A 23,985-nucleotide genomic window follows, 5' to 3' on the forward strand; every position below is an offset into this window, starting at 1 on the left:
AAAACTTTCCCGTTTTTTACATTGTCAGGCATGCAAAAAAACGCATGGACAGAAATGCCCATGCGTTTTTTTACGACAATATCAATTAAAATTAGTCGATGTTTTCTACGATGCAAGCCGTGCCCTGGCCGCCGCCGATGCAGAGAGTAGCCAAGCCGTATTTGCCGCCGACTTCTTTCAAGCCGTAGAGCAATGTAACGAGGATACGAGCGCCGGAAGCTCCGATCGGATGGCCGAGAGCGATAGCGCCGCCGTGGATGTTGACTTTGCTCATGTCGAGGCCGAGTTCACGAACGACGTATACGGACTGTGCTGCGAAAGCTTCGTTAGCTTCAACGAGGGAGAGATCGTCAGCTGTGAGGCCGGCTTTTTCCAAGGCTTTGCGGGAAGAAGGAACAGGTCCGATACCCATGATGGAAGGATCAACGCCTGCGGAAGCGTAGCTTACAACTTTAGCCATCGGTTTGAGGCCGAGTTCAGCAGCTTTTTCAGCGGACATGACTACGAATGCAGCTGCGCCGTCGTTGATGCCGGAAGCGTTGCCAGCCGTTACGGTGCCGCCTTTTTTGAAGGCCGGTTTTAATTTAGCGAGGCTTTCAACCGTTGTGCCTTCGCGCGGGAATTCGTCTGTATCGAAAACAGTGTCGCCTTTTTTGCCATGGATGACAACGGGAACGATCTGATCCTTGAATGCGCCGCTCTTAATAGCTTCGCAAGCTTTCTGCTGGGAACGAGCGCCCAAAGCGTCCTGATCTTCACGGGAAACGCCGAACTGTTCAGCTACGTTTTCAGCCGTGATGCCCATGTGGTAATCGTTGAAAGCGTCCCACAAGCCGTCTTTGATCATCGTGTCGACCAATACGCCGTTGCCCATGCGGTAGCCATAACGAGCTTTAGGAATAGCGTACGGAGCTGCGGACATGTTTTCCATACCGCCTGCTACGATAACGTCGGCGTCGCCGGCTTTAATCATCTGAGCAGCGAGGGATACGCAGCGAAGACCAGAGCCGCAGACTTTGTTGATCGTCATAGCCGGAGTTTCAACGGGGAGACCTGCTTTGATCATAGCCTGACGAGCCGGGTTCTGGCCCTGAGCAGCCTGGAGAACGTTGCCCATAACGACTTCGTCAACGATAGCTTTGTCGATGCCGGCACGTTTGATGGCTTCTTCAATAACGATAGCGCCCAAATCTGCTGCAGGAACGTCTTTCAGGGAACCGCCAAATTTACCAATAGCTGTACGGCAAGCACTTACGATTACTACTTCTTTCACAGAAAATCACTCCTTATGGTTTGAATGTAATAGTATGTCCGGATAAGACATACATGTTGCAAATGTATCATCAGTATGAATGATATATTGTTATTATAATCATAACAAACTTTTCAACATAAATGCAAGAGGGTATACAAAGTTATTACAAAAAATAATACCTTATACATATATTTTTGTTTGCTATGATTCATAATCGAAAAATAATTAACGATGACCTGAAACGCTGCTGCGGCTGATATAGCGTTACAGCCTATAGCAAATTTTGGAACATCATCGGTATAACGGGAAAGATGAGTTCTAAATTTCACAATCTCGTTATACATATAGTACATTTTTTCACAAATAAATGCAAGAGGAAAAAGGCGTTTGCTTATATTAAATACTCATATTTGAATATGATACAGCTAAAAAACGCATAATACATGGATAAGATGAAAAAATATATTTATTATAATGTTTTAATTATAAATAAAATAACAAAGGTATATTGCTCAAAGCGTATAGTTTGTTATGTGAAATAAATAACGATAGCTCAACTTATTGTTAACTTAAAATAATTTATATAGTTGACACTGGCGGGTGAAGTTGCTATAATCCCATACATACTGAACAGAAAGAAGGGATGCCGATGATGCAGCTGATTCAGCAGCTGGCTGCCTGCCGACACTATGATTTTTCCGGCTGGTTTCTGGCGGAAGCCTCGTTGTGCCTGGAAAGAAAGGCCTGTTCGTTTTCATTGGAGGTCTGCCGAAAGACGGCGCGGCGGGCCGTACTGCAAGTGCTGGGATGGGACGAAGACGGAAGGTACCGTCAGTCGCTGACGGTATTGCTGGTCAAGCCCCTCGACCTTCCTGGGAAGGCCGTATCTGTTGGAGCCGGTAGTATTGTCTCTGACGGCGAAGCGCTGTGGCGTCATGTTTTTTCTGATGAAGAAATACAGGCATACCTAGCCGTCAGCGGCGACTCTAACGAAATACATCGGGGAAAGGATGCCGTCGTTCCCGGATTGTGCTTTCTGGGACGACTGCTGTCGTCGCTGGATGAGGACGACCTTCGCTGGCGCTGCAAATTTCGAAAGCCCGTATATGCCGGCGAGGAGCTTTGCCTCGTGGGGACGCCTGCCGGTATGGAAGGATATGTCGGCGGCCGCCTGGTCAGTACGATAGAACGATTACCGCATAAGGAGCGTGTATATGATGAAATCAACAACGTATAATGCCGGAACGCTGACGCGGCTGGCCTTGCTCATCGCCATGAACTGCGTGTCGGCGTATATGATTATTCCCCTGCCCTTTTCCCTGTCGCCTATATCGCTGCAGACGCTGGTTGTCAATTTGGTGGCCTATCTGCTGCCGCCGAAACAGGCCTGCGCCGCCATGCTGGCGTATGTCTGCATCGGCCTTATCGGCATCCCCGTGTTTACGGGCGGCGCGTCCGGCCCGGGAAAAATGTTCGGCCCGACGGGCGGATATATTTGGGGGTATGTCGTTGCCGTGACGCTGATTGCCTGGCTGAAAGGGAAGGAGTACAATTTCAAGCGCTTCGTCATTGTCGGCGTCTGCATTGGCTTGCCCGTCATCGACGTGCTGGGATGCATTCAGCTGAAGCTCATTACGGGCATGACCTGGGAAGGGGCCGTGCTCAGCGGCGTGCTTCCCTTTATTCCCCTGGATATCGTCAAGTGCCTGGGGGCGGCGGCCTTGGCCCGGCCTTTGTATAAGATCCTGGGAGCTATGCGATGAACGACGTGTATATTGTCGGCGGCCTGCGCAGCTATATCGGCGTGTATAACGGCATGTACCGCTATGTGCCGGCAGAGAAACTGGGCGCAGCCGTTTTGCAGGAAGTGGTCCGCGCATACGGGCTGGTCTGCATCGACGAAATTATCGGCGGCAACAGCGTAGGCTGCGGCGGCAACATTGCCCGTCTGGCTGCGCTGGAAGCGGGACTGGATCTATCGATACCGGCTGTGACTGTCGACATGCAGTGCTGCAGCGGCCTGGAAAGCGTCGCCATCGCGGCGGCAAAGGTGGCTTCGGGACAGGCGGAATGTATTCTGGCCGGCGGATTTGACAGTGCGTCTACCCAGCCGCGGCGAAGCTGTCATCCCAATCATCCGGCCTACCGCGGCGATGGGGAATGGTATATGACGGCTCAATTCAGCCCGCAGGCATGGAGCGAAGACTCCATGCTCCGCTGTGCTGAATACACGGCGGAACAATTCCAAATTACGCGGGAGATGCTGGATGCCGGGGTTCTTCGCAGCCATGCTCTGGCCGAAGAGGCCGAGAGGCAAGGCGTGTTTCAGCCATGCATTGCCCCAGTATGCGGCGGTGCGCGGGATGAAGGGATTCGTCATGCCATGCGTCCGCAGCTGCTGCGGCGTTTGAAGCCGGTATTGCCGGACGGAACGGTGATTACGGCGGCCAACACCTGCCTCACCAACGACGGCGCGGCCTTTGTGGTCGTATGCTCTCCTGCGTACGCCCGCCGGTACGGACTGCAGCCGGCTGTTAAAATACGCGGCGTTGCTTCCTGCGGCGCAGACCCGCTGCTGAGTCCCGTCGGAGCGGTGAAGGCCGCAGAAGTTGTGCTGACACAATGCGGATTGCACGGCGAAGACATAGATATTTTTGAAATCAATGAAGCCTTCGCTCTGATCGGCGAGCTATTTGCTCGCCGATTTCCCCGCTGCGCGGCGGCGTACAATCCCTTTGGCGGAGCCTTGGCATACGGCCATCCTTATGGGGCGACCGGAGCCGTGCTGCTCCTGCACGCTATCGAAGGGTTGCGGGTCAGGGGCGGCGCGCTGGGCTGCTGCAGTATTGCCGGCGCTGGCGGCCTTGGCAAGGCGATGATTATAGAAAGAGTGTAGACTATGGATTACTTATCGCTTATTCAGGCGCAGGACGCTGAGAAAACGGCTCTCGTTACGGAAACCTGCCGGTATACCTACGGCCAGCTGGCGCGCCGGGCTCAGGCGCTGCGGGACGCCGTCGGTGGAGAGCGTGCCTGCCGATGGATTTATGCCGATACGATTGCCAGACAGATGATTGAGTTTTTGGCTTATGCCGGCACGAACTGGGTACCGGTCATCGCTCCGCAGCCAAGAGGCGAGCGGCGTGATTGTTCGCAAATACCGCCGGAAGGTGCCTGCATGGGCGTTATGACGTCCGGTTCGTCAGGCTGTCCGAAGCTGTGGTGGCGGACCTACGACAGTTGGGCGGCCTTTTTTCCCGTGCAGAACGGCGTATTCGGCATCGATGAAAACACGGTCATGCTTTGCCAGGGAAGCCTGGCCTTTACGGGAAACTTAAACATGTATCTCGGCGTATTTTCCGCTGGAGGTACTGTCGTAGGGGCCGACGGCCTGCATCCTAAGCAGTGGCTGACGATGATGGAAGCGTACCAAGTCAACGCGCTGTATATGATTCCGGCGAAGCTGTTTCTCTTGATGAAACAGATGAAAGCCTCCGGCTGTGCTGCCGATATGATGAAGCATATTGTCAGCGGTTCCCAGGCTTTGGGAACACGGCAGGCCGGACAGCTGAAGCAGGTCTTTCCTGGAGCGGAGATTGTCTTGTACTACGGTTCTAGCGAATTGAACTATATCACTTACATCAGGGATGAGGACATGACCGATGACGACACCCTCGTAGGCCGCCCCTTCGCAGGGATTCATGTCGCAGTACAGGAGGACACGCAGAAAATTACCGTCTGCACGGCAGGCCATGTGCTGGGCCTATCCATGCCTTATGTGACTCAGGACCGGGGATATATAGACGACGGCATGCTACATTACCTCGGCCGCAGCGACGAGATTTGCCGGATTAACGGCGACAGCGTTTCGGCCTATAAAGTGGAAAGGGCGCTGCAGGAATGTATTCCCGATGCGGAAGGGGCCGTCGTCGTCCTGCGCCGGCCTCACCGGGATGAGCTTGTCGCCTATATTTCTTCGTCTGATACATGGAAACAGGGGAAGACTCTCTGCATAGCGGCGCTGCGGCGACGGCTGCTGCCTCAGGAGATTCCGGACCGTTTTATAGAAATAACGCATTTACCCAAAAATGAAAGCGGAAAAATTGATAAAGGACGTCTATTATCTATGACGAGCTCTTTGCAAGTGTGATATAATAAAGGCGATATTCGATTATAGACTAACAGCGATAGGGCTGTACAAAGGAGGTCCTTGTTATGAGTTTGCACATTGAAGCCAAGGCCGGCGATATTGCCGATAAGATACTGCTTCCCGGCGACCCGCTGCGGGCTCAGTATATAGCGGAGCATTTTTTGGACGGCGCCGTTTGCTACAACCGCGTCCGCAATATGCTTGGATATACGGGAACCTATAAGGGGCACGCCGTTTCCGTCCAGGGCACGGGGATGGGGATTCCATCTATTTCCATATATGCGACGGAGCTCATGCGCGATTACGGCGTCAAAAAGCTGATCCGCGTCGGTACCTGCGGAGCGATGCGCAAGGATATCCGGCTGCGCGACGTCGTCATTGCCCAGGGGGCTACGACGGACTCGTCCATTATACGCAACATCTTCGGTCCCTCCATCAATTACGCGGCTCTGGCAGATTTCGAGCTGTTGCGGACGGCCTACGACGCGGCTGTGCGGCAGAGCATCCCCGTCTGCGTCGGCAACATCGTCTCGGTAGACCGGTTTTATGACGATGAAATCGATAATGATAAACTGACGGCGTACGGCATCATGGCCGTGGAAATGGAAACGGCAGGGCTGTACGTGCTGGCGGCGAAATACGGCGTTCAGGCCTTGGGCTTGTTTACCGTAAGCGATCACTTGCTGACGAAGGAAGCTTGCACGGCAGAGGAACGGCAGACGTCCTTTGACGACATGATCCGCATTGCTCTGGAAACGATTGCAGCCGAGTAGGGAGTGCAGACGATGAAGGGTAATACATTGAAAATCATCGACAGTCATTTCCATTTCCGCGATTTTAAGGGATTTAACGAGCTGGCCCTGGCGGCAGGCCACGTCAATTCGGCCGAGCACCTGCGGCAGGCCTACGCCCAATACCATTATGTTCACGGCGTCGTCATGGGAAACGGGACGCTGGACCCGGAGGGGCACGTCTATCCTGAATTCATGAGCTACTGCATCGGCCTTGACAGCAGCGGCTGCAACGACCATATTGAGGAATCGCTCCCTTTGATTGAAGAAAACCTGAAGCGGAAGCAGTGCTGCGGCATCAAGCTCTACCCGGGGTATAACCACGTCTATATTTACGATCCCATATACGACCCCGTATATGAGCTGGCGAAGACATACGACAAGCCCGTAGCCGTTCACACGGGCCTTACGGCGACGGCCAATGCCCTGCTGAAATACAGCCATCCCCTGACGCTCGACGAGGCGGCTGTCAAGCACCCGGACGTGCAGTTCGTCATGTGCCATATCGGCAATCCGTTCCTGCAGGACGCCATCGCCGTGCTGGAAAAGAACCGCAACGTCGCCGTCGACTTGTCGGGGCTGCTTGAGGGAAAAATTCACGACATGAACGGCTTTTTGAAGGCCAAGGAAGGCTATATTTCAATGCTGCGCGACTGGCTGTGCTATTTGAACCGCTACGACAGCGTCATGTTCGGCACGGACTGGCCGTTGGCCAATCTGGGCGATTACGTCGCCTTCGTCAAAGCCTTTATTCCCGAACAGTATTGGCAGGCCGTTTTTTTCGACAACGCCAACCGCTTGTACCGCCTGGGGCTGGAAGTGTAATTCAATTTATTTTATAAGTATAAATAAGAATGACCGGCAGACAGAAAATGCAACGTCTGCCGGTCATTTTTGTATTGACGGGAGCATACTTTAATGTGCATAATTAAATTGATATGGAACAAATAAAACAAGAAAAACGAACAAGAAAAGTGAATATGCTGGAAGGCTCGCTGTGGGATAAAATCCTTATCGTAGCCCTGCCCTTCGCCTTTACAGGCATTATGCAGCAGCTGTTCAACGCTGCCGACATTGCCATGCTCGGCCAGTTTGTCGGCAAGGAGGCTATGGCGGCCGTCGGCAGCAACAGCCCGATTATCGCCATGGTGCTGAGCTTGTTTATCGGCGTGTCCCTGGGGGCAAACGTCGTCATCGCCCGGTTTATCGGCAAGAAAAATATCCACGGCGTCCACGCTGCCGTCCACACGGCCATACTCGTCGCCCTGGGAAGCGGCGTAGTTATGACGATTCTGGGGGAAATCGCAGCGGCTCCCCTGCTGCGGGCTTTGTCGGTGCCCGATGAAATTTTCGACATGTCCGTGCTGTACCTGCGGATTTTTCTCTTAGGCATGCCGGTTATCCTGCTGTATAACTTCGAGTCGTCTATTTTCCGCAGCCAGGGCGATACGCGGACGCCTCTGTACTGCCTCATCATTTCCGGCGTAGTTAAATTCTTTTTGAACCTCTTTTTTATCCTCGTCCTCGGCATGTCTGTCGAAGGCGTGGCCATCGGTACAGTCGTTGCCAGCACGATCAGCTCGGGACTGCTCTTTTATTTCCTGTGCCGCAGCACGACGGATATCCGCGTCCATCTGCAGGATTTCCATGTAGATAAGCGGATACTCATGCCCATGCTGCGCATCGGCCTGCCGGCAGGCGTGCAGGGTATGGTCTTCGCCTTGTCGAATTTGTGCATTCAGTCAGCGATTAACGGCCTGGGGCCTGACGTCATGGCCGCCTCGGCGGCGGCGTTCAACGTAGAAATTTTCATCTTTTTCATCGTCAACGCCTTCGGACAGGTCTGTACGACCTTTGTCAGCCAAAATTACGGCGCCCGCAAGCTGGACCGGTGCAAGCAGGTGCTGAAATGGTGCCTCGTACAGGATATAATCATCGGTTCGGCCTGCGGCGTCTTCGTGTACGCCTTCGGCATACCGATTTTAAGTATTTTCAACAGCGACGCCGCCGTTATTGCCTACGGCATGATACGGGTGACCTACGTCGGCTGCCTGGAGGTCATCGAATCGCTTATCGATGTATTTTCCGGGGCCATGCGCGGCTACGGCAGCTCGCTCATACCGGCTCTCATTACGCTGTTCGGAATCTGCGGCACTCGAATTGCCTGGGTATACACGGTGTTTTCCTGGGAGCCTGATTTTGAAACGCTGATGATGGTCTTTCCTATTAGCTGGGGTGTATCAGCAGTCATTCTCATCGCGGCGTATCACTGGTTCGTCAAGCATCTGCGGGCATAGCTGCGGAGAGCTCTGTTTTGTCCGTAAGGTCAGGTGTGCGGCAATATGAATAGGATGAATAATACGAGAAGCGTCAATATGCTCGAAGGCTCGCTGTGGGATAAAATCCTCGTCGTGGCCTTGCCCTTCGCCTTTACGGGCATTATGCAGCAGCTGTTCAACGCCGCCGACATCGCCATGCTCGGCCAGTTTGTCGGCAAGGAAGCCATGGCGGCCGTCGGCAGCAACAGCCCGATCATCGGTATGGTGCTGAGCTTGTTTATCGGCATATCGCTGGGAGCGAATGTCATCATCGCCCGCTTCATCGGCAAGAAGAATATCCACGGCGTCCACGCCGCCGTCCACACGGCTATCCTCGTCGCCCTGGGATGCGGCGTCGCCATGGCCGTCGCAGGCGAGCTCCTGGTCGAGCCGCTGCTGCGCCTCTTATCGGTGCCGGAAGAAATTTTCGATTTGGCAGTCTTGTATCTGCGCGTTTTTTGGCTGGCCATGCCCTTTATCCTGCTGTACAATTTTGAATCGTCTATTTTCCGCAGCCAGGGCGATACGCGGACGCCCCTGTATTGCCTGATTGCGTCGGGCATTACTAAATTTTTCCTGAACTTATTCTTCATCCTCGTCCTGGATATGTCCGTCGAAGGCGTGGCCATCGGCACGATCGTCGCGACGGCCTTGAGCTCGGCCATGCTGTTTTATTTCCTGTGCCGCAGCCGGACGGAAATCCGTGTCCGCCTGACGGAGTTTCATGTAGATAAACGGATTCTCCTTCCCATGCTGCGCATCGGCCTGCCTGCGGGGATGCAGGGCATGGTATTCGCCTTATCCAATCTTTGCATCCAGTCGGCTATCAACGAATTGGGACCCGACGTCATGGCGGCGTCGGCAGCGGCCTTCAACCTGGAAATCTTTACCTTTTTTCTGATCAATGCCTTCGGACAGGTCTGCACGACCTTTGTCAGCCAGAATTACGGGGCCCGGAATATAAAACGGTGCAAACAGGCGATGAAGTGGTGCCTGTTCCAGGATCTGCTGCTGACGGCCTGCATTTGCGCACTGCTGATTCTGTTCGGCGTGCCCTTGCTGCATATTTTCAGCGACGACAGTACGGTCGTCGCCCTGGGCTTTATCCGCCTGAAATACGTGGCCGGCCTGGAAATTATCAACACTGTCATCGAAGTGCTGTCTGGAGCGATGCGCGGCTATGGCAGCTCGCTTATACCGGCGTTGATTACCCTCTTCGGCATCTGCGGCACCCGCGTGACCTGGGTGTATACCGTCTTTGCCTGGGAACCCGATTTTGCGACGCTCATGATGGTATTTCCCGTCAGCTGGGCCGTCACGGCGGCGATTCTCTGCGTGGCTTACGCCTGGTTTATTAAGCAGCTGAAAGCCTGACGGATTACGTCTGCCCATTCAAAAAGCCCCTCGGCACGCTGGAGAGCGTCGAGGGGCTTTGCTGTGTCTGAAATGGTTTTTTCTTACTTCATGCCGCTTTGCTTCCATTGCTCCGGTGTGGGAACGAGGAAGGCAAAGATGGCGCCGATGAGCGCGCAGACCCATAATACCTGCAGGGCCGGGGTCAGGCCCCATGTGTCGGCTCCCCAGCCGACGAGAGGAGAGAAGAGGCCGCCCATCGTCGTGCTCAGGCCCAGCGTGACGCCGGAGGCGAAGCCGACGTTTTTGCCCAAAAAGGTTTGCCCCAAAATGACGATGGGGCTGTACGGGGCAAAGAGGGAAAAGGCCACGGGGATGAGGAGCAGCGTCGACAGCCATAAATCGGTGCTGTTGACGAAAAAGAACATAGCCGGCACCATGATGAGGAAGGAGCCCCGCATGATGCGGATAAAGCCGAAGCGGTCGGCCAGGATGCCGCCGATAAAGGTGATGACCACACCCATAAAGAATAGTATGGACAGGGCGAAGCTGCCTTGGGACGGCGAAGCCTGCAGGACGTGAATCCAATAGATAGGGATAAAGGTATTGCAGAGAGTAAAGCCGATGGAACGGACGAAGATGACGACGGTAAGCTTGCTGAACGAGCGCCAGTCGTTGTGCTTTTCTTCGTTCGGATGGGCTTTCGTTTCGGCGATATCGGCGTCGCTTACCTGATGGAGTACCTTCGGCATGAAATGATAAATCAGTGCGGCAATGATGAAGTTGATAAGGCCGAATATGACCAATCCGTAAATGTGGAAGGTATAAGCGCAGAAGCCGGCGACGATGGGGCCGACGGCAAAGCCGGCGTTGCCGCCGACGGAAAAGCTTCCCATGGCCTGGCCTTTTAAGGGGCCGGAAATTTTATTGACCATGCGCGCCGCTTCGGGGTGATAAATAGACGAGCCGAAGCCGCAGAACATGGAGCAGAGGAAGATGAGCCAGTAATTGTCCGTAATTCCCAGCAGCGTAATGCAGATGCCGCAGAGGATCGGCCCGAGAGGGACGAACCAGGGCTTGGATATCTTGTCGGAATAATAGCCGAAAATGGGCTGGGAAATAGAGGATAACAGCATGTTGGCAAAGATGAGCGTCGCCGCATCCTGATAGCTGAGATTATACGTCGCGATAAAATACGGCAGCAGAGCGGGGATAGCGCCTTGCGACCAGTCTACGGAAAAATGACCCATCGTAAATAAATACACGTAAGGGTTCAATTTCTTCATATAGAAACCTCCTGATATAAAGATGTTGGAACACCTTATTATGACATAAGATGTAAGGGTTTTCAAATTATAGGGACTGAATTTGACCCTGTCTTAAAAAATATTTTATCGGCCAGTTCGAAATATGCCTAAATTTTTACTATAATCAGGCCATACATAGGCATGAGCTGTGGTATAATAAAACTATTACGAAAAAGGGGTTGATTATTATGCCATCAAAAGAAATGTACGCCTTGGGCTCGCAGGCTTCAGTCATCCGCGACTTGTTTGCTTACGGGCAGGAACAGGCGGCTGTCGTCGGCAAGGAAAACGTCTTTGATTTCAGCATTGGAAATCCGACCGTTCCGGCTCCGGCATGCGTCAAAGAAGCGATTGAAGAAATCGTCGCGACCCGCCAGTCCGTCGACGTGCACGGCTATACGGCCGCTGCCGGCGATTTGGCAGTACGCCGCGGCCTGGCTGACTACATGAATCAAACCTACGATGCCGGCGTTTCGGCCGATAATTTTTATATGACCTGCGGTGCGGCGGCATCCCTGACGGTTACGCTGAAAGCCTTGGTCGAAAGCCCGGAAGACGAGGTTATCGTCGTGGCTCCATTTTTCCCGGAATATACCGTCTTCATCCATAACGCCGGAGCCAAGGACGTCGTGTTGCCTCCTGATACGGAGCATTTCCAGATTTCATTGGAAGCGATGGAACAGGCCATTACGCCTCATACGCGGGCGATTATCGTCAACTCGCCGAACAATCCGGCCGGCACGGTGTATTCGGCCGACACGTATACGAAGCTGGCAGCCTTGCTGACGAAAAAATCGGCCGATATAGGTCATCCCATCTATTTGATTTCCGATGAACCGTACCGCGAAATCATTTATGACGGCCTGCCGATTTTATATGTACCAAAATTCTACGCCAATACGATCATCTGCTATTCCTACAGCAAGTCCTTGTCGCTGCCGGGCGAACGCATAGGCTACATTCTCGTGCCGGACTGCGCTGCCGACGCCAGGGACGTGTATACGGCGGTGTGCGGCGCCGGCCGGGCGATGGGCTTCGTCTGCGCGCCTCATTTGTTTCAGGATGTCGTGCTGAAAAGCCTGGGCAAGCTGTCGGATATGAATATATATGACGAAAACCGCAAGCTGCTGTATAACGGGCTGAAAGAGATGGGCTACGAATGCGTCTATCCCAGCGGCGCCTTTTACTTGTTTGTCAAATCGCCGGAGCCTGATGCCAACGCCTTTTCCGAAAAGGCCAAGAAGCTCAACCTGCTCATCGTACCGGCTGACAGTTTCGGCTGCCCCGGTTACGTCCGCATTTCCTACTGCGTAGACCCGGATATGATCCGGCGCTCCTTCGCAGCCTTCAAGACCTTGATAGAAAGCTATGCATAAGGCTGGACGTTAATTTGTTTTCCCCTTCGCCTGAAAAACATGCCGGCGAGGGGAAAATTTATAAAGAAACAGAAATTTTAAAAGAATTTACGGAAAAATCTTGACACTTCGGTGAAATGTGGTATACTAAGCAAGTCACAAAGATATGGGCCTATAGCTCAGCTGGTTAGAGCGCACGCCTGATAAGCGTGAGGTCGGTGGTTCAAGTCCACCTAGGCCCACCATTATCTTGACATTTGACAACTGTATGGTATACTAAATACGTTATGGGCCTATAGCTCAGCTGGTTAGAGCGCACGCCTGATAAGCGTGAGGTCGGTGGTTCAAGTCCACCTAGGCCCACCAAATAAGCCATCGTTAAGGAGAAATTCCGATACGATGGTTTTTTTTTGCCAAACCTATGCTATAATAGCACGAAGAGAAGGACTACAAGGGGGGAAATCTATGACGGAAAGCGAGCTTCGCTTGGAACAGCTGGCCGCGTCGATCGGGCGGGCCAGGCAGCGGGCCGGATGCGCCGTTCTGCCGGAGAGCGGGCAGCGGGAGGAGATTCCGGTCATGGGCGGTGAAGCGCGCCACAGAGACTGCTTAGTCAGCATGCTGGCCAGCGGGAGCAAGGGAAACGCCGCGTTTATCCGCTGCGGCCGCACGAAGATACTCATCGACGCTGGCATCAGCTGCCGCCGTATCGAAAATGGATTAAAAACGTACGGATGCTCCCTGTCTGAGCTGGACGCCGTCTTTATCACCCACGAGCATGCCGACCACGTAAACGGTCTGGCGACGCTGCTGAAAAAGACGGATATTCCCGTATATACGACGAGGGAGACGTGGAGCTGTCTGGGCAGAAAAGCCGGCGAGTATGCCGGCCGGTTTGTTCGCCTGCCGCGCCGCTTGGGCCTGAGGGAGATACAAGTCGTGCCGTTTTTGATTTCCCATGATGCGGCCCGGCCCGTAGGCTATACGATTTATCACGGTGACAGCAAGATTACCCTGGCTACGGACTTGGGATATGTCAGCCATGATGTGGAACTGGCGGCGGCCTATTCGGACATCCTGATTTTAGAAGCCAATCACGATGAGGAAATGCTGAAAAACGGGCCCTATCCCTACGCCCTGCAGAACCGCATCTTGAGCCGGTGGGGCCATTTGTCCAACCGCGACGCGGCGGAATTTCTGGCCCGCGTCCCCTCGAAAGGGCTGATGAAGGTACTGCTGGCTCATCGAAGTGAAAAAAATAATACGCCCGCCCTGTCCCTGCACACGGTACGGACCGTGCTCAGCCGGGGCGGCCGCGTCGTCGGACAGGATATATTGCTGCGCCTGGCCTGTCAAAACGGCCATGTCCGCTTTCAAGAAGGAGGTAATGCCTGATGCAGCGCAAACACATGCTAACCGCCGCCGTAGGGATCGTACTGATCGCCGTCGGCGTCGCCGGAGGATTTAAAATTCACGACGTTTTCTTCGCGCCTAACCGCACGTACCAGGGAACGATAGAGCAGCTGGCCGAGCCGGCCCCGTCCGGCGATATTTCCGACGCCCGCAATACGGCCGTCGTACGGGCGGCTAAAAAGGCGTCGCCTGCTGTCGTCGGCATTACGACGAAGGTCTATGACCGCGATATTTTCAACCGCCGCGTCCTGGTCGGCGAAGGCGTCGGCTCCGGCATTATTTTTGATAAAGCCGGCTATATTGCTACGAATCAGCACGTCGTAGGCAACAGCAAGACCGTCATCGTATCGCTGGCCGACGGGCAGAGCACGGAGGGCACGGTCATCGGCCGCGATGAAAAGACCGACTTGGCCGTCGTCAAGATCAATGTGGATAACCTGCCCGTCGCAGAATTCGGCGACAGCGACGCCCTGCAGGTCGGTGAGCCGGCCATCGCCATCGGCAATCCCTTGGGACTGGAATTTCAGGGAACCGTTACGGCCGGCGTCATCAGCTCGATGAACCGGACCCTGGGCGCCGAAGGACAGAGCATGAAGCTGATTCAGACCGACGCGGCCATTAACCCGGGCAATTCAGGCGGCGCGCTGGTCGACGCTGACGGCAAGGTCATCGGCATCAACAGCGCGAAGATTTCCAAGGAAGGCGTAGAGGGCCTGGGCTTTGCCATTCCCATCAATGCGGCCCGGCCGATCCTCGACGCGCTGATTAAAAACGGCAAGGTCGTCCGGCCCTATCTCGGCTTGTATGGGCTGGATCAGCAGATGGCAGCCCGCTTCGGCATGAAAATCGACGTAGAAGGAATTTTCGTCTATAAGGTAGTGGCCGGCGGCCCGCTGGATCAGGCCGACATTGGCCGCGGCGACATCATCCTGTCGATTAACGGCACGAGAGTCAAAGATTTTACAGTGCTGCAGAATGTGCTGGACAGCTGCCAGGTCGGCGAGTCTGTTTCCATTACCTACATGCGCGGCCAATCGGAACAGACGGCGACAGTCGTCTTGCAGGCAAGCCCGGAGAATGAAGAAAGCTGATGAAATATCATATTATTACCATTGGAAAAATAAAAGAGAAGTACCTGACGGCGGGCATCGATGAATTTCTCAAGCGGCTGCGGCCGTACGGGCAGGTGGAAATTACGGCGCTGCCGGAAGAAAAGATGCCCGATAATCCCTCGGAAGCCCAAAAGCGGCAGGTATTGGAGAAGGAAGGGGAAAAAATGCTGCGCCACGTCCGCCAGGGATCGTACGTATTCGTGCTGGACGTGCAGGGGACGCTGATTTCGTCGGAAGACATGGCGGCGAAATTCTCCGAAATAGCCCTCCACGGATGCAGCGAGCTGACCTTCATCATCGGCGGCCCCTTCGGCTTGTCCGACGGCGTGCGTCGCCGCGCCGACAGCCGCATATCCTTCGGGCGGATTACGCTGACCCACCAGATGATCCGCATGATCTTGCTGGAGCAAATTTATCGGGCTGTCAAAATTCAGCGCCATGAGCCCTATCATTGGTAAAGGCGAGTAAAAAATTTCCGTGTCAAGCAGGAATTTCCCTTGCGTATGTGTAATACTTATTATATACGATATATCATATAGCATTTATACATACTCGATTTGTAAGCTAGGATATGGTTTGCATTACATCGGAAAAAGGGGTTGAGATTATGGAAGAACGTACTGCGTCTGATATCATGGAAAAGAATTTTGTGACGGCAAGTCCGTCTACGTCCGTTTTCAGTTTGGTCCACATGTTTGTAAAAAATAAGGTGGCGGCGATTCCTATCGTAGACGAAGAAGAGCAGCTTATCGGCATCATTACCGACGCAGATTTGCTGTACAAAAAAATCAAGCCTCACGTTCCTCACTATGTCAACTTACTGGGAGCCAGCATTTATTACAACGGCATCAGCGAGTACGACAAGGGCTTTAAAAAGCTGATGGCCTGCACGGCAAAGGAAATGATGACCAAGAACGTCATCATCGCGGCTCCCGACGCCGATGTAGAACAGCTGGCCGGCGTCATGGTAGCGGAACATTTGAAGGTTATTCCCATCGTAGACGGCCGCCGCGTCGTGGGAATTGTCACGCGGTATAATATTTTGGACGAATTGTACAAGGAATACGGCACTTCGGAAGAAAATAAATAACGACGACAACGTGCGTAAAGCAGGTCAGCAGACAAGAGAGGCTCTGCCGGCCTGCTTTTTTGTTTCCAATCCTGCATATATGTTGCAAATAGTCCATATATTTGTTACACTAAAATTCAAGAATCGACGAGAGGAGGTGAATTGGATGAGCACGAAGTGGAAGCGAAACGACGCAGTATCGGCATGGAACGGCGCCGCAAACAAATTACATACCGGGGGGGGGGTATGGATTAAAGCGTAATATCTCCTTGAAGACACAAACACAGGGACTCGTATATCCTGTTATAGACATATATAGAAGACAGCATACAGGCGAACGATGTAGGCTGTCTTTTTTGCGCGCTTTTTTCAGGCCCTATCGTTCATGGCGCGGTGATGCGATATGTGCTCGTGCGGCAGCGTCGTGAAACGGCCGGCAGTCTGCCCGGTCTGCGGCAGGGAATTTACTGCCGTTAGGATCACGCAGAAATACTGCAGTACGGCGTGTCGGCTGTGGGCCTATCGGCATCGGCCGAATGTCCATGCGTCCATCCCTGCTAAGGGGAAGATACTGCGGACGTTCCGCTGTCTGCGCTGCGGCGAGGTCGTCAGCGTAAGAAGCGCAGCCGACAGGCGGACGAAGTTCTGCTCGCCCCACTGCGAGCGGCTGTACTGGAAGCACTCCAGGACTAAGGGAGTAAAATCCCAGTCAGTCAGCCGAGCCTTCCGCTGCCGATACTGCGGCCGACTGGTAACTGTCACGGAGCCGAAGGATCGGCGCATGGCCTTCTGCTGCGACGAATGTCGGAAGCAGTGGACGTATAACGCAAGAAAAAAACAATATGTCTAAACTCACAAGAATAGAAAATAAGTACAACGGATATACGTAGGAGGAACCTATCATGAAGAAAACGATGAAAACGAAGATAGTCTTGGCCCTGTTGATGTCTGGCGCAGTCTGCATGTCCGGCATATACGGTGCGCAGGCACAGGATATTACGATAAATGGCAATGAGGAATATAATGAAGTGAATTTATCTGGTGATGGAAATACGGTTACTATCAGTAACGTAACTCAGGAAAATGATGAGGTTATTGCCGGTACTGGTACTGGAAATAACGTAGAGATTGTAAATAGCGAGTTTAAGGCAGTAAATGGTGCTACATCTAGTAGTGCGGGAGCTAGTTTTAATGCTAGTGGTAATGAGGTACATATAATCAATAGTAGTGTGGCGGAGGCTACAGGAGGTACAGGAGAGCACAGGGCCAATGATAATGTAATATATTTTGATGAAAGTTCAGGTCGCCAAATATATGGAGGATATAGTGGTGGAGGTGAAGCGAATGGCAATAAGATGTATGTTAATGGAAATGTTTCTTATCAGGTAATTGGCGGATTTGCATATAAGGAAGCGAGTAATAATGAGGTCTATATTCTAGGGGGGAATTATTGTATTGGTAGTGATAATGTGCCATTTTTTATGGTTGTTGGTGGAATGACTTGTTGGATAGGGGGAATAGATACAATAAATGCAGAAAATAATAAAGTGGTTCTTGCAGGAGGAAGAATAGAAGGGGACGTCTACGGTGCTTTAAGCGATGTTCAGGGAGTATTAGCAAATAACAGTATTACTTTAACTGGAATGGCAGATGTGTCTAAAGCCAATTTATATGGCAGTGGATCCTACGGGACTGTAACTATTGAAATGAAGGGTAATAAACTTATTGTTGATGGATGGCAGGGAGCGACGAGAAGTGTTAATAATTTCAACAGTGTCGATTTTACCAATATACTCTGGAAGGATGGCGGAACGATTCTCTCCATTGCGGAAGGCAAGGAAAATGCGCTGAATAATGCAGCCGTCAACGTGACAGAAACAAATGGTGTGAAGCTGCAAGGGGGACAACAGCTTCATGCTGGTGAAACGATGACCTTGATTAAGAGCAATGTTGATATCGGTACTATAGCTGGTCTGAATGACGATGGGAAAAAAGAATTTACAACGACGGCCGGCGTGGCAGCAGAAGTGCAGGGGAGTATTGCACAGCCTAGCAGCACGGAGGTTACCATGACGGTTCAAACTGTCGATTTGGCGGATCAAACTATGCTCGTCGCCGAAAACCGCGCCGTTGCCGCAGCCTTTGTCAATCAGGGGACGGACCTCATCAGCGACAGCCTCGATACGCTGAGCCATGACGGCCGCTACGGCACGAAGACCTTTGCCGCAGTTTACGGCAACCGCAGCAAGTACGACGTAAACAGCGACCTGAAGATCAACGGCTGGAGCACCATCGTCGGCGTCGGCAATACGCATAAGGTCAAAGACGGCGACCTGAGCTGGGGCGTGTTCTACGAAAACGGCACGGGCAATTACCGCACGTATAATTCCTTCAACAACGAATTCTTCCGCGGCGACGGCAGTCTGCTATACAACGGCGGCGGCGCAGCCGTGCGCTACAACCGGGACAACGGCTGGTACTACGAAGGCTCCCTGCGGGTCGGCACGCTTAAATCGGATATGGACAATGCCTTGATGGACGGCGAGGGGAACCATTACGGCTATAGCAGCGAAAGTAATTACTACGGCGCCCATATCGGCGTAGGCAAGGTGTTCAGCCTGAGTGCTGACAGGGAACTGGACGTATACGGGAAGTTCTTCCATACCTATACGGACGGCGACAGCTTTGACGTAGCAGGCGATCGGTTTGAATTCGACGACATTACGAGCGACCGCCTGCGCATCGGGGCGCGTATCCGCACGAATCCGGAAGAACGGGTCAGCACGTATTACGGCTTGGCTTATGAATACGAATTCAACGGCGACGCTGACATGCGGGCCGCCGGACTGGACGCGCCGACACAGAGCCTGCAGGGCAGTACCTGCATGGCTGAGCTGGGGCTGAAATACCAGCCGTCGGAAACGAGCCCGTGGAACTTTGACCTGAACGTCCGGGGCTATGCAGGAGAACGGGAAGGCGGCAGCTTCCACGCCCAGGTATCGTATTTATTCTAGGGGGATTCGTATCCATACCCTTTGCAGTACCTGAGTTTAATATGACAGAGCCGGGGGGATGTCCTTCGGCTCTTTATGTTTTATAGCAGAGTATATTTATCAAGGAGGCGATACCTATGAACAACATCATTCGGAAGTGGATTCGGCAGGCCCAGGAAGGAGACTCCGATGCAGTCGTGATGATATTGCAGATTTTCCGTCCCCTTTTATATAAGTACGCGCGGAAGTACCGCTACTGTTACGACTCGCTGGACGAGGCCCTTTCGACGGCCCGTATGGCTGTCATCGAGCGCATTTATGCCATAGATACGGACTGCGAAGACGACGTGCCCAGGGAGTTTCGCCGGGCTGTGGAGACGATGTTCCGCAGGGAGAGCCGTCATTTTGTCCTATATTGGCAGTCTGTGGAACGCATCCTGTTTCCTGACGATGCCGGCGTGGAAGCGGCACTTCAGCGGCAGAGAGACTGTCCGTTTCATCGGGAAGCGCTCCGAATAGAAATGCGCGACGAGCTGTCTCCCTGCATGAAGAAGCTGACCGAGCAGGAACGGCGTTTCTTGTACCTGCGCTACGTTAAGGATTATACCTTCGATACAATTGGCGCGCTCCATGGGATGTCGGCGCCGCAGGCTCATAAGATCGTCGGCCGCGCCTTGGACCAGATGAGACAGCACGCTGCCGGCATTTCCCTGTGGCCGTCGGCAGGCTTGTCCGCCAGACGGAGAACACGAATTCATTAGTAGGCCTTCTGCAAGGCAGGCTGTCGTCAATTTGACGCAGTTCTTCGCGTCTTTCCTCTTTTTCTGCGCGTCCATTCATGATATAATAACAGAATCATAAAACCATGACTGCACTGCAGCTTGGGAGATTTTATCGTAAATGAGGAGGAAGAAATGGATAACAAAGAACTCGTTATTGTTGTCGATTTTGGCGGTCAGTATAATCAGCTTATTGCGCGCCGCGTCCGTGAAAACCACGTGTACTGCGAAGTATACCCGTATCAGAAGGCTCTGGCAAAAATAAAGGAAATGCAGCCTCAGGGCATTATCTTTACAGGCGGCCCGGCCAGTGTGTATGAGGACAATGCGCCGAAGATTGAAGAAGAAGTATTTCACCTGGGAATCCCTGTCCTCGGCCTGTGCTACGGCATGCAGTTCATGGCTCAGACCCTGGGCGGCAAGGTGCAGTCTGCGGAAATGCGCGAATTCGGCAAGACGCCGGTTACCGTCAACACGTCTTCCCCGTTGTTTAAAGGCCTGCAGGAAAAGGAAATCGTATGGATGAGCCATACGGACTATGTATCGGACATTCCCGAAGGCTTTGAAATCGTCGCCTATACGGATAACTGCCCCGTAGCGGCTATGCAGAATCCGGCGAAAAAGCTTTATGCCATGCAGTACCATCCGGAAGTGCTCCATTCGGAACACGGCAAGGAAATGCTTCATAATTTCCTCTTTGAAGTCTGCGGCTGCACCGGCACCTGGACGATGGCTAATTATGCCAAGACGGCTATCGAAACGATCAAGCAGACCGTCGGCGACGGCAAGGTCGTACTGGCTCTGTCGGGCGGCGTAGACAGCTCCGTTGCGGCGGCCCTTATTTCTAAGGCCGTAGGCAGCCAGCTGACCTGTATCTTCGTTGACCACGGCCTCATGCGCAAAAACGAAGGCGACGAAGTCGAAGCGGCTTTCCAAGGCTCGGGCATGAATTTTATCCGTGTCGACGCGTCGGAACGCTTCCTGTCGAAGCTGGCCGGCGTCAGCGAACCGGAACGGAAGCGCAAGATCATCGGCGAAGAATTTATCCGCGTATTTGAAGACGAAGGCCGTAAAATCGGCTCCGTCGATTTCCTGGCGCAGGGCACGATCTACCCCGACGTCATCGAATCGGGCGCCGGCGACGCCGCCGTCATCAAGAGCCACCACAACGTAGGCGGCCTGCCGGCAGTCGTCGATTTCAAAGGCCTTATCGAACCGCTGCGCAACCTCTTTAAGGACGAAGTACGCGAACTGGGCGAAGAACTGGGCCTTCCCGATTACCTCGTATGGCGTCAGCCCTTCCCGGGACCGGGCCTGGCTATCCGCGTCATGGGCGAAATCACGAAGGAAAAACTCGCCATCCTCCGCGATGCCGATGCGATCTTCCGCGAAGAAATTGCCAACGCCGGACTGCAGCGCTCCATTAATCAGTACTTTGCTGTCCTCACGAGCAACCGCACTGTCGGCGTTATGGGCGACTTCCGCACCTACGACTATACCCTAGCCCTCCGCGGCGTCACGACGACGGACTTCATGACTGCCGACTGGGCTAGAATCCCCTACGACGTCTTGGATAAAATCTCCAGCCGCATCGTAAACGAAGTAGACCACATCAACCGCATCGTGTACGATATTACGAGCAAACCGCCCGCGACGATTGAGTGGGAATAATAATTTAATGTTGGATTTATTAAATCTCAGAAGTCTGTATATTAAGATTTCTGAGATTTTTTCTCGCTGAATAGGCATGATAAAGGGGGTGTCGCACGTTAACAGTGTGGCAGCCCCGTTTTCTAATATAAAAAATGCTCCTGAACTTCACATGGTTCAGGAGCACGTGTAGAATAGAAATATGCACACTGCCCTATTCACACATACAGAGTATACAATGTTAGGGACGCCATATCAACTATCTCTTCCCTTAAATATTGAATTTGAAATTCATCAAAAAAACTGTCTGCTTGGTTTGCTTCTTCACAGAAAGGATGGATCTGTCAACAATGTATCGCACCTACTCTCGCAGAGAGAGATATCAGGTGAGCCTGCGGCAGTTATTGGCAATTGTGGTATACGCTGCCATGAACGGCATCTTTAGTTCCCAAAAGATTGAGGAGGCCTGCCGCAGGGATCTGAATTTTATGTATTTGCTGGAAGGAAAGCATGGGCCGGACCAGGCTACCATTGCCCGGTTCCGTTCTTTGCATCTGGCGGCCTTAAAGTAGTACTGGCTCGGATGATGGACATGCTGGCCGGGGTAGGCGCCATATCCGGGTAGTTTCTCTTTTTGGACGGAAACCAATATACCTTTGTCTGGAAAAAATCCGGTACCCAATACCAGACAAAGCTGATGCAGAAATTTCTCGCATTTGTATCCCGGACAGAAGAAGCGTTCGGTTTTCGTATTGTCCATCAGGCGACGATTTACCGCTATCACCTGCGCCGTTTGCATAAAAAGCTGAAACAATTGCAAGGACAGGAACATATTGTCTTTGTATATGGACGAGGAAAGTGCAAGACACCGCTGTAGCGGGTGATAGAACAAACAGAATACTATCGGGAATGGACAAGAGAATACGCTCATCAACTGCATACATGCGGTACTCGGAACAGCTATGCGAAAACCAACTCAGATGCCACCTTTATGCGGATGAAGGAAGATGCCATGAAAAACGGACAGCTGAAGCTGGCCTACAATATCCAGTACGGCGTAGATTCGGAATTCGTCGTTTGGGTAGCCGCCGGACCGCAGACAACAGATACGCCTATTCTAATACCTTTTCTGACAGACATGAAACGCTATTTCTGCCAGTCGTATGCAGCCCTGGCTGCTGACGCGGGGTATGAAAGTAAAGAAAACGATGCCTGGCTGGCAGCCCATGGATGGACTGCATACATCAATCCGACAAATTACGAGAAGCAGAAAACCAAACGCTACAAAACAGACATCAGCCGCTGGGAAAGCATGGCCTACGACGAAGAAACGGATACGTTCCGCTGTGCTCAGGGAAGAATCCTGTCTGTCAGCGGCATGAGAAAACACCGAACAGTTACAGGCTATATCGTCTGCCGCACGCAGTGTACGTACCAGGATTGCAGCGACCACCCCGTGAAGGCGAAATGCATCCGCAGCCGAAATCCCAAGCCGCTGGAAGAGCGAATGAAGAGAAGCGAACTTTCTAAGCTGTTCCAGCAATACCGCAGGAAATCGCAGGAACGAATCACAACGCCCTTGGGATCCAGCTACGGGCAAACCGGAGTATCCAGGCCGAAGGTGCGTTTTTCCGCATTAAAGACAACCTGTCGTTTCGCCGGTTTCTCAGTAAAGGCCAGGCCAACATTCTGACAGAAAGCATTGTGTTGGCAATGGCGCATAATGTAGGAAAACTGCATTACAAACTACAGGCGGGACGACTCGGCCAACCTATGCTTCCGGTTTCTAAAACTGCATAATGGCTGGTGTATCTACAAACAAAAGGACACATTGAAACGACCTGAAACGGCCGTTGTATTCGTGTACCCGGTGCTCCCGCCGATGAGGAATTTCCTCAGACATACGACAGAAAGGCTGCCGCCGAAGAAGAATGATATCCTTTTTGTGCGACAGCCCCATTGCTTGCCGGATTTGTGTGTGGATAGCCATACGCATTGCTTGCTGGATTCTATAATAGGGCAAAACGGCCCTTGAGTCGCTGTGGAAAATCAACCGAAACTTAATTATTGGGAGGTAACGGCTATGAGAAAAATTCTGTCCTGTGAATTCAACCTGAACACCGCCCGCGTGGAACTGCGTCTGGATGATGGGACGCTGCTCTCCATTTACTGCACCGCCGTGGAAAATGAGGTAGCTAACAGTATGTATCAATGGTTAGCACTAGGCTAGCTAATCTACAATGCTCCGATTTGATACTGAATGGCGACCTGAAGAAGTATCTGAAAGCAGTCACGCAGTATAAGCCGATGGATAGTTAATCACTGTATCGCCCGTGGGAATACAAAATTCCTGCGGGCGATACCTATAGTTACAAAAAGATACAAATTATTTTCAAAACGGTATTGTTATTATTCGAATTATGGAATATAATGATTATCA

24 protein-coding genes and 2 tRNA genes are annotated in these 23,985 nt (G+C 52.6%); 24 read left to right on the plus strand and 2 right to left on the minus strand.

All coding sequences use genetic code 11. The features are described 5' to 3' along the window. Positions 1-91 precede the first annotated feature (91 nt). A complete protein-coding gene (locus tag E0L13_RS03705; RefSeq protein WP_087476889.1) occupies positions 92-1,273 on the minus strand; it encodes an acetyl-CoA C-acetyltransferase in 1,182 nt (393 codons plus the stop codon). 631 nt (positions 1,274-1,904) lie between these two features. Between E0L13_RS03705 and E0L13_RS03710 the strand changes: the two genes are divergently transcribed. The 8 genes from E0L13_RS03710 (at position 1,905) to E0L13_RS03745 (ending at position 9,888) form a co-directional block, all read left to right on the plus strand. Beyond that, positions 1,905-2,492, plus strand: coding sequence for a MaoC family dehydratase (locus E0L13_RS03710; RefSeq protein ID WP_168060399.1), 588 nt, complete (start codon positions 1,905-1,907; stop codon positions 2,490-2,492). Then, the gene (locus E0L13_RS03715) at positions 2,470-3,018 is read left to right on the plus strand and encodes a biotin transporter BioY (protein ID WP_240924650.1); all 549 of its coding nucleotides are present in this window, start codon (positions 2,470-2,472) and stop codon (positions 3,016-3,018) included. Before E0L13_RS03710 ends, E0L13_RS03715 begins: the two co-directional genes overlap by 23 nt. Then, on the plus strand, positions 3,015-4,151 hold the full coding sequence (locus E0L13_RS03720) for a thiolase family protein (protein ID WP_168060401.1): 1,137 nt from the start codon (positions 3,015-3,017) through the stop codon (positions 4,149-4,151). The genes E0L13_RS03715 and E0L13_RS03720 overlap by 4 nt, the downstream gene beginning before the upstream one ends. Positions 4,152-4,154: 3 nt before the next feature. Continuing rightward, on the plus strand, positions 4,155-5,405 hold the full coding sequence (locus tag E0L13_RS03725) for an AMP-binding protein (RefSeq protein ID WP_168060402.1): 1,251 nt from the start codon (positions 4,155-4,157) through the stop codon (positions 5,403-5,405). Between the two features lie 65 nt (positions 5,406-5,470). Then, the gene (deoD, locus tag E0L13_RS03730) at positions 5,471-6,178 is read left to right on the plus strand and encodes a purine-nucleoside phosphorylase (protein WP_168060404.1); all 708 of its coding nucleotides are present in this window, start codon (positions 5,471-5,473) and stop codon (positions 6,176-6,178) included. Between the two features lie 12 nt (positions 6,179-6,190). Then, entirely contained in the window at positions 6,191-7,021 is an 831-nt protein-coding gene (locus E0L13_RS03735) for an amidohydrolase family protein (RefSeq protein ID WP_206081502.1), read from the plus strand. Between the two features lie 155 nt (positions 7,022-7,176). Then, positions 7,177-8,493: an MATE family efflux transporter gene (locus E0L13_RS03740; RefSeq protein WP_240924652.1), complete on the plus strand. Its 1,317-nt coding sequence runs from the start codon at positions 7,177-7,179 to the stop codon at positions 8,491-8,493. A 45-nt stretch (positions 8,494-8,538) separates the two neighbouring features. Next, positions 8,539-9,888 carry an MATE family efflux transporter gene (locus tag E0L13_RS03745; RefSeq protein ID WP_206081504.1) on the plus strand — a complete coding sequence of 450 codons (1,350 nt, stop codon included), beginning with the start codon at positions 8,539-8,541 and terminating at the stop codon, positions 9,886-9,888. A gap of 83 nt (positions 9,889-9,971) precedes the next feature. Here E0L13_RS03745 and E0L13_RS03750 read toward each other — a convergent pair whose 3' ends face one another. After that, a complete protein-coding gene (locus E0L13_RS03750) occupies positions 9,972-11,153 on the minus strand; it encodes an MFS transporter (protein ID WP_168060408.1) in 1,182 nt (393 codons plus the stop codon). A gap of 209 nt (positions 11,154-11,362) precedes the next feature. On the opposite strand from E0L13_RS03750, the gene E0L13_RS03755 reads away from it, so the two are divergent. From E0L13_RS03755 to E0L13_RS11950, 16 genes are all read left to right on the plus strand, one after another. Then, positions 11,363-12,550, plus strand: coding sequence for a pyridoxal phosphate-dependent aminotransferase (locus tag E0L13_RS03755; RefSeq protein WP_168060410.1), 1,188 nt, complete (start codon positions 11,363-11,365; stop codon positions 12,548-12,550). A gap of 147 nt (positions 12,551-12,697) precedes the next feature. Beyond that, positions 12,698-12,774, plus strand: a tRNA-Ile gene (locus E0L13_RS03760). Between the two features lie 44 nt (positions 12,775-12,818). Next, positions 12,819-12,895, plus strand: a tRNA-Ile gene (locus tag E0L13_RS03765). Positions 12,896-12,994: 99 nt separating this feature from the next. Further along, positions 12,995-13,924 carry an MBL fold metallo-hydrolase gene (locus E0L13_RS03770; protein ID WP_168060412.1) on the plus strand — a complete coding sequence of 310 codons (930 nt, stop codon included), beginning with the start codon at positions 12,995-12,997 and terminating at the stop codon, positions 13,922-13,924. Beyond that, positions 13,921-15,033 (plus strand): trypsin-like peptidase domain-containing protein, encoded by a 1,113-nt coding sequence (locus E0L13_RS03775; protein WP_168060485.1) that lies wholly within the window; start codon positions 13,921-13,923, stop codon positions 15,031-15,033. The genes E0L13_RS03770 and E0L13_RS03775 overlap by 4 nt, the downstream gene beginning before the upstream one ends. After that, entirely contained in the window at positions 15,033-15,512 is a 480-nt protein-coding gene (gene rlmH / locus E0L13_RS03780) for a 23S rRNA (pseudouridine(1915)-N(3))-methyltransferase RlmH (RefSeq protein WP_154877228.1), read from the plus strand. Before E0L13_RS03775 ends, rlmH begins: the two co-directional genes overlap by 1 nt. Before the next feature lie 149 nt (positions 15,513-15,661). Continuing rightward, positions 15,662-16,144, plus strand: a complete 483-nt coding sequence (locus E0L13_RS03785) for a CBS domain-containing protein (RefSeq protein WP_087476903.1) — start codon at positions 15,662-15,664, stop codon at positions 16,142-16,144. Positions 16,145-16,547: 403 nt separating this feature from the next. Beyond that, positions 16,548-16,973, plus strand: a complete 426-nt coding sequence (locus tag E0L13_RS11740) for a hypothetical protein (protein ID WP_206081505.1) — start codon at positions 16,548-16,550, stop codon at positions 16,971-16,973. A gap of 856 nt (positions 16,974-17,829) precedes the next feature. Continuing rightward, positions 17,830-19,137, plus strand: coding sequence for an autotransporter outer membrane beta-barrel domain-containing protein (locus E0L13_RS03795; RefSeq protein ID WP_168060414.1), 1,308 nt, complete (start codon positions 17,830-17,832; stop codon positions 19,135-19,137). A 116-nt stretch (positions 19,138-19,253) separates the two neighbouring features. Next, positions 19,254-19,877, plus strand: coding sequence for a sigma-70 family RNA polymerase sigma factor (locus E0L13_RS03800; protein WP_168060416.1), 624 nt, complete (start codon positions 19,254-19,256; stop codon positions 19,875-19,877). Positions 19,878-20,030: 153 nt separating this feature from the next. Then, a complete protein-coding gene (guaA, locus tag E0L13_RS03805) occupies positions 20,031-21,566 on the plus strand; it encodes a glutamine-hydrolyzing GMP synthase (protein ID WP_168060418.1) in 1,536 nt (511 codons plus the stop codon). Positions 21,567-21,895: 329 nt separating this feature from the next. Continuing rightward, on the plus strand, positions 21,896-22,117 hold the full coding sequence (locus E0L13_RS11745) for a transposase (protein WP_277344269.1): 222 nt from the start codon (positions 21,896-21,898) through the stop codon (positions 22,115-22,117). A 419-nt stretch (positions 22,118-22,536) separates the two neighbouring features. Then, a complete protein-coding gene (locus E0L13_RS11750) occupies positions 22,537-23,238 on the plus strand; it encodes a transposase (RefSeq protein ID WP_277344270.1) in 702 nt (233 codons plus the stop codon). Continuing rightward, positions 23,154-23,345: a transposase gene (locus tag E0L13_RS11755; protein ID WP_346766160.1), complete on the plus strand. Its 192-nt coding sequence runs from the start codon at positions 23,154-23,156 to the stop codon at positions 23,343-23,345. The genes E0L13_RS11750 and E0L13_RS11755 overlap by 85 nt, the downstream gene beginning before the upstream one ends. A gap of 283 nt (positions 23,346-23,628) precedes the next feature. Then, complete coding sequence (locus tag E0L13_RS11945) at positions 23,629-23,775, plus strand: DUF6061 family protein (RefSeq protein WP_277344271.1); 147 nt, start codon at positions 23,629-23,631, stop codon at positions 23,773-23,775. Continuing rightward, positions 23,757-23,864 carry a DUF6061 family protein gene (locus E0L13_RS11950; protein ID WP_277344272.1) on the plus strand — a complete coding sequence of 36 codons (108 nt, stop codon included), beginning with the start codon at positions 23,757-23,759 and terminating at the stop codon, positions 23,862-23,864. Before E0L13_RS11945 ends, E0L13_RS11950 begins: the two co-directional genes overlap by 19 nt. Positions 23,865-23,985: the final 121 nt, after the last annotated feature.

Source organism: Megasphaera sp. SW808 (genome assembly GCF_012027795.1).
GTDB lineage: Bacteria > Bacillota > Negativicutes > Veillonellales > Megasphaeraceae > Megasphaera > Megasphaera stantonii.

Bases quoted from the DNA above. Each gene is read 5' to 3' on its own strand.
- E0L13_RS03795 (WP_168060414.1), top strand. From the start codon at position 17,830: ATGAAGGGTAATAAACTTATTGTTGATGGATGGCAGGGAGCGACGAGA.
- E0L13_RS03740 (WP_240924652.1), top strand. From the start codon at position 7,177: ATGCTGGAAGGCTCGCTGTGGGATAAAATCCTTATCGTAGCCCTGCCC.
- E0L13_RS03715 (WP_240924650.1), top strand. From the start codon at position 2,470: ATGATGAAATCAACAACGTATAATGCCGGAACGCTGACGCGGCTGGCC.
- E0L13_RS03770 (WP_168060412.1), top strand. From the start codon at position 12,995: ATGACGGAAAGCGAGCTTCGCTTGGAACAGCTGGCCGCGTCGATCGGG.
- rlmH (WP_154877228.1), top strand. From the start codon at position 15,033: ATGAAATATCATATTATTACCATTGGAAAAATAAAAGAGAAGTACCTG.
- E0L13_RS03755 (WP_168060410.1), top strand. From the start codon at position 11,363: ATGCCATCAAAAGAAATGTACGCCTTGGGCTCGCAGGCTTCAGTCATC.
- E0L13_RS03710 (WP_168060399.1), top strand. From the start codon at position 1,905: ATGATGCAGCTGATTCAGCAGCTGGCTGCCTGCCGACACTATGATTTT.
- E0L13_RS03750 (WP_168060408.1), bottom strand. From the start codon at position 11,153: ATGAAGAAATTGAACCCTTACGTGTATTTATTTACGATGGGTCATTTT.
- guaA (WP_168060418.1), top strand. From the start codon at position 20,031: ATGGATAACAAAGAACTCGTTATTGTTGTCGATTTTGGCGGTCAGTAT.
- E0L13_RS03735 (WP_206081502.1), top strand. From the start codon at position 6,191: ATGAAGGGTAATACATTGAAAATCATCGACAGTCATTTCCATTTCCGC.
- E0L13_RS03725 (WP_168060402.1), top strand. From the start codon at position 4,155: ATGGATTACTTATCGCTTATTCAGGCGCAGGACGCTGAGAAAACGGCT.
- E0L13_RS11945 (WP_277344271.1), top strand. From the start codon at position 23,629: ATGAGAAAAATTCTGTCCTGTGAATTCAACCTGAACACCGCCCGCGTG.
- E0L13_RS11750 (WP_277344270.1), top strand. From the start codon at position 22,537: ATGCGGATGAAGGAAGATGCCATGAAAAACGGACAGCTGAAGCTGGCC.
- E0L13_RS03785 (WP_087476903.1), top strand. From the start codon at position 15,662: ATGGAAGAACGTACTGCGTCTGATATCATGGAAAAGAATTTTGTGACG.
- deoD (WP_168060404.1), top strand. From the start codon at position 5,471: ATGAGTTTGCACATTGAAGCCAAGGCCGGCGATATTGCCGATAAGATA.
- E0L13_RS11950 (WP_277344272.1), top strand. From the start codon at position 23,757: ATGGTTAGCACTAGGCTAGCTAATCTACAATGCTCCGATTTGATACTG.
- E0L13_RS03800 (WP_168060416.1), top strand. From the start codon at position 19,254: ATGAACAACATCATTCGGAAGTGGATTCGGCAGGCCCAGGAAGGAGAC.
- E0L13_RS03745 (WP_206081504.1), top strand. From the start codon at position 8,539: ATGAATAGGATGAATAATACGAGAAGCGTCAATATGCTCGAAGGCTCG.
- E0L13_RS03720 (WP_168060401.1), top strand. From the start codon at position 3,015: ATGAACGACGTGTATATTGTCGGCGGCCTGCGCAGCTATATCGGCGTG.
- E0L13_RS11745 (WP_277344269.1), top strand. From the start codon at position 21,896: ATGTATCGCACCTACTCTCGCAGAGAGAGATATCAGGTGAGCCTGCGG.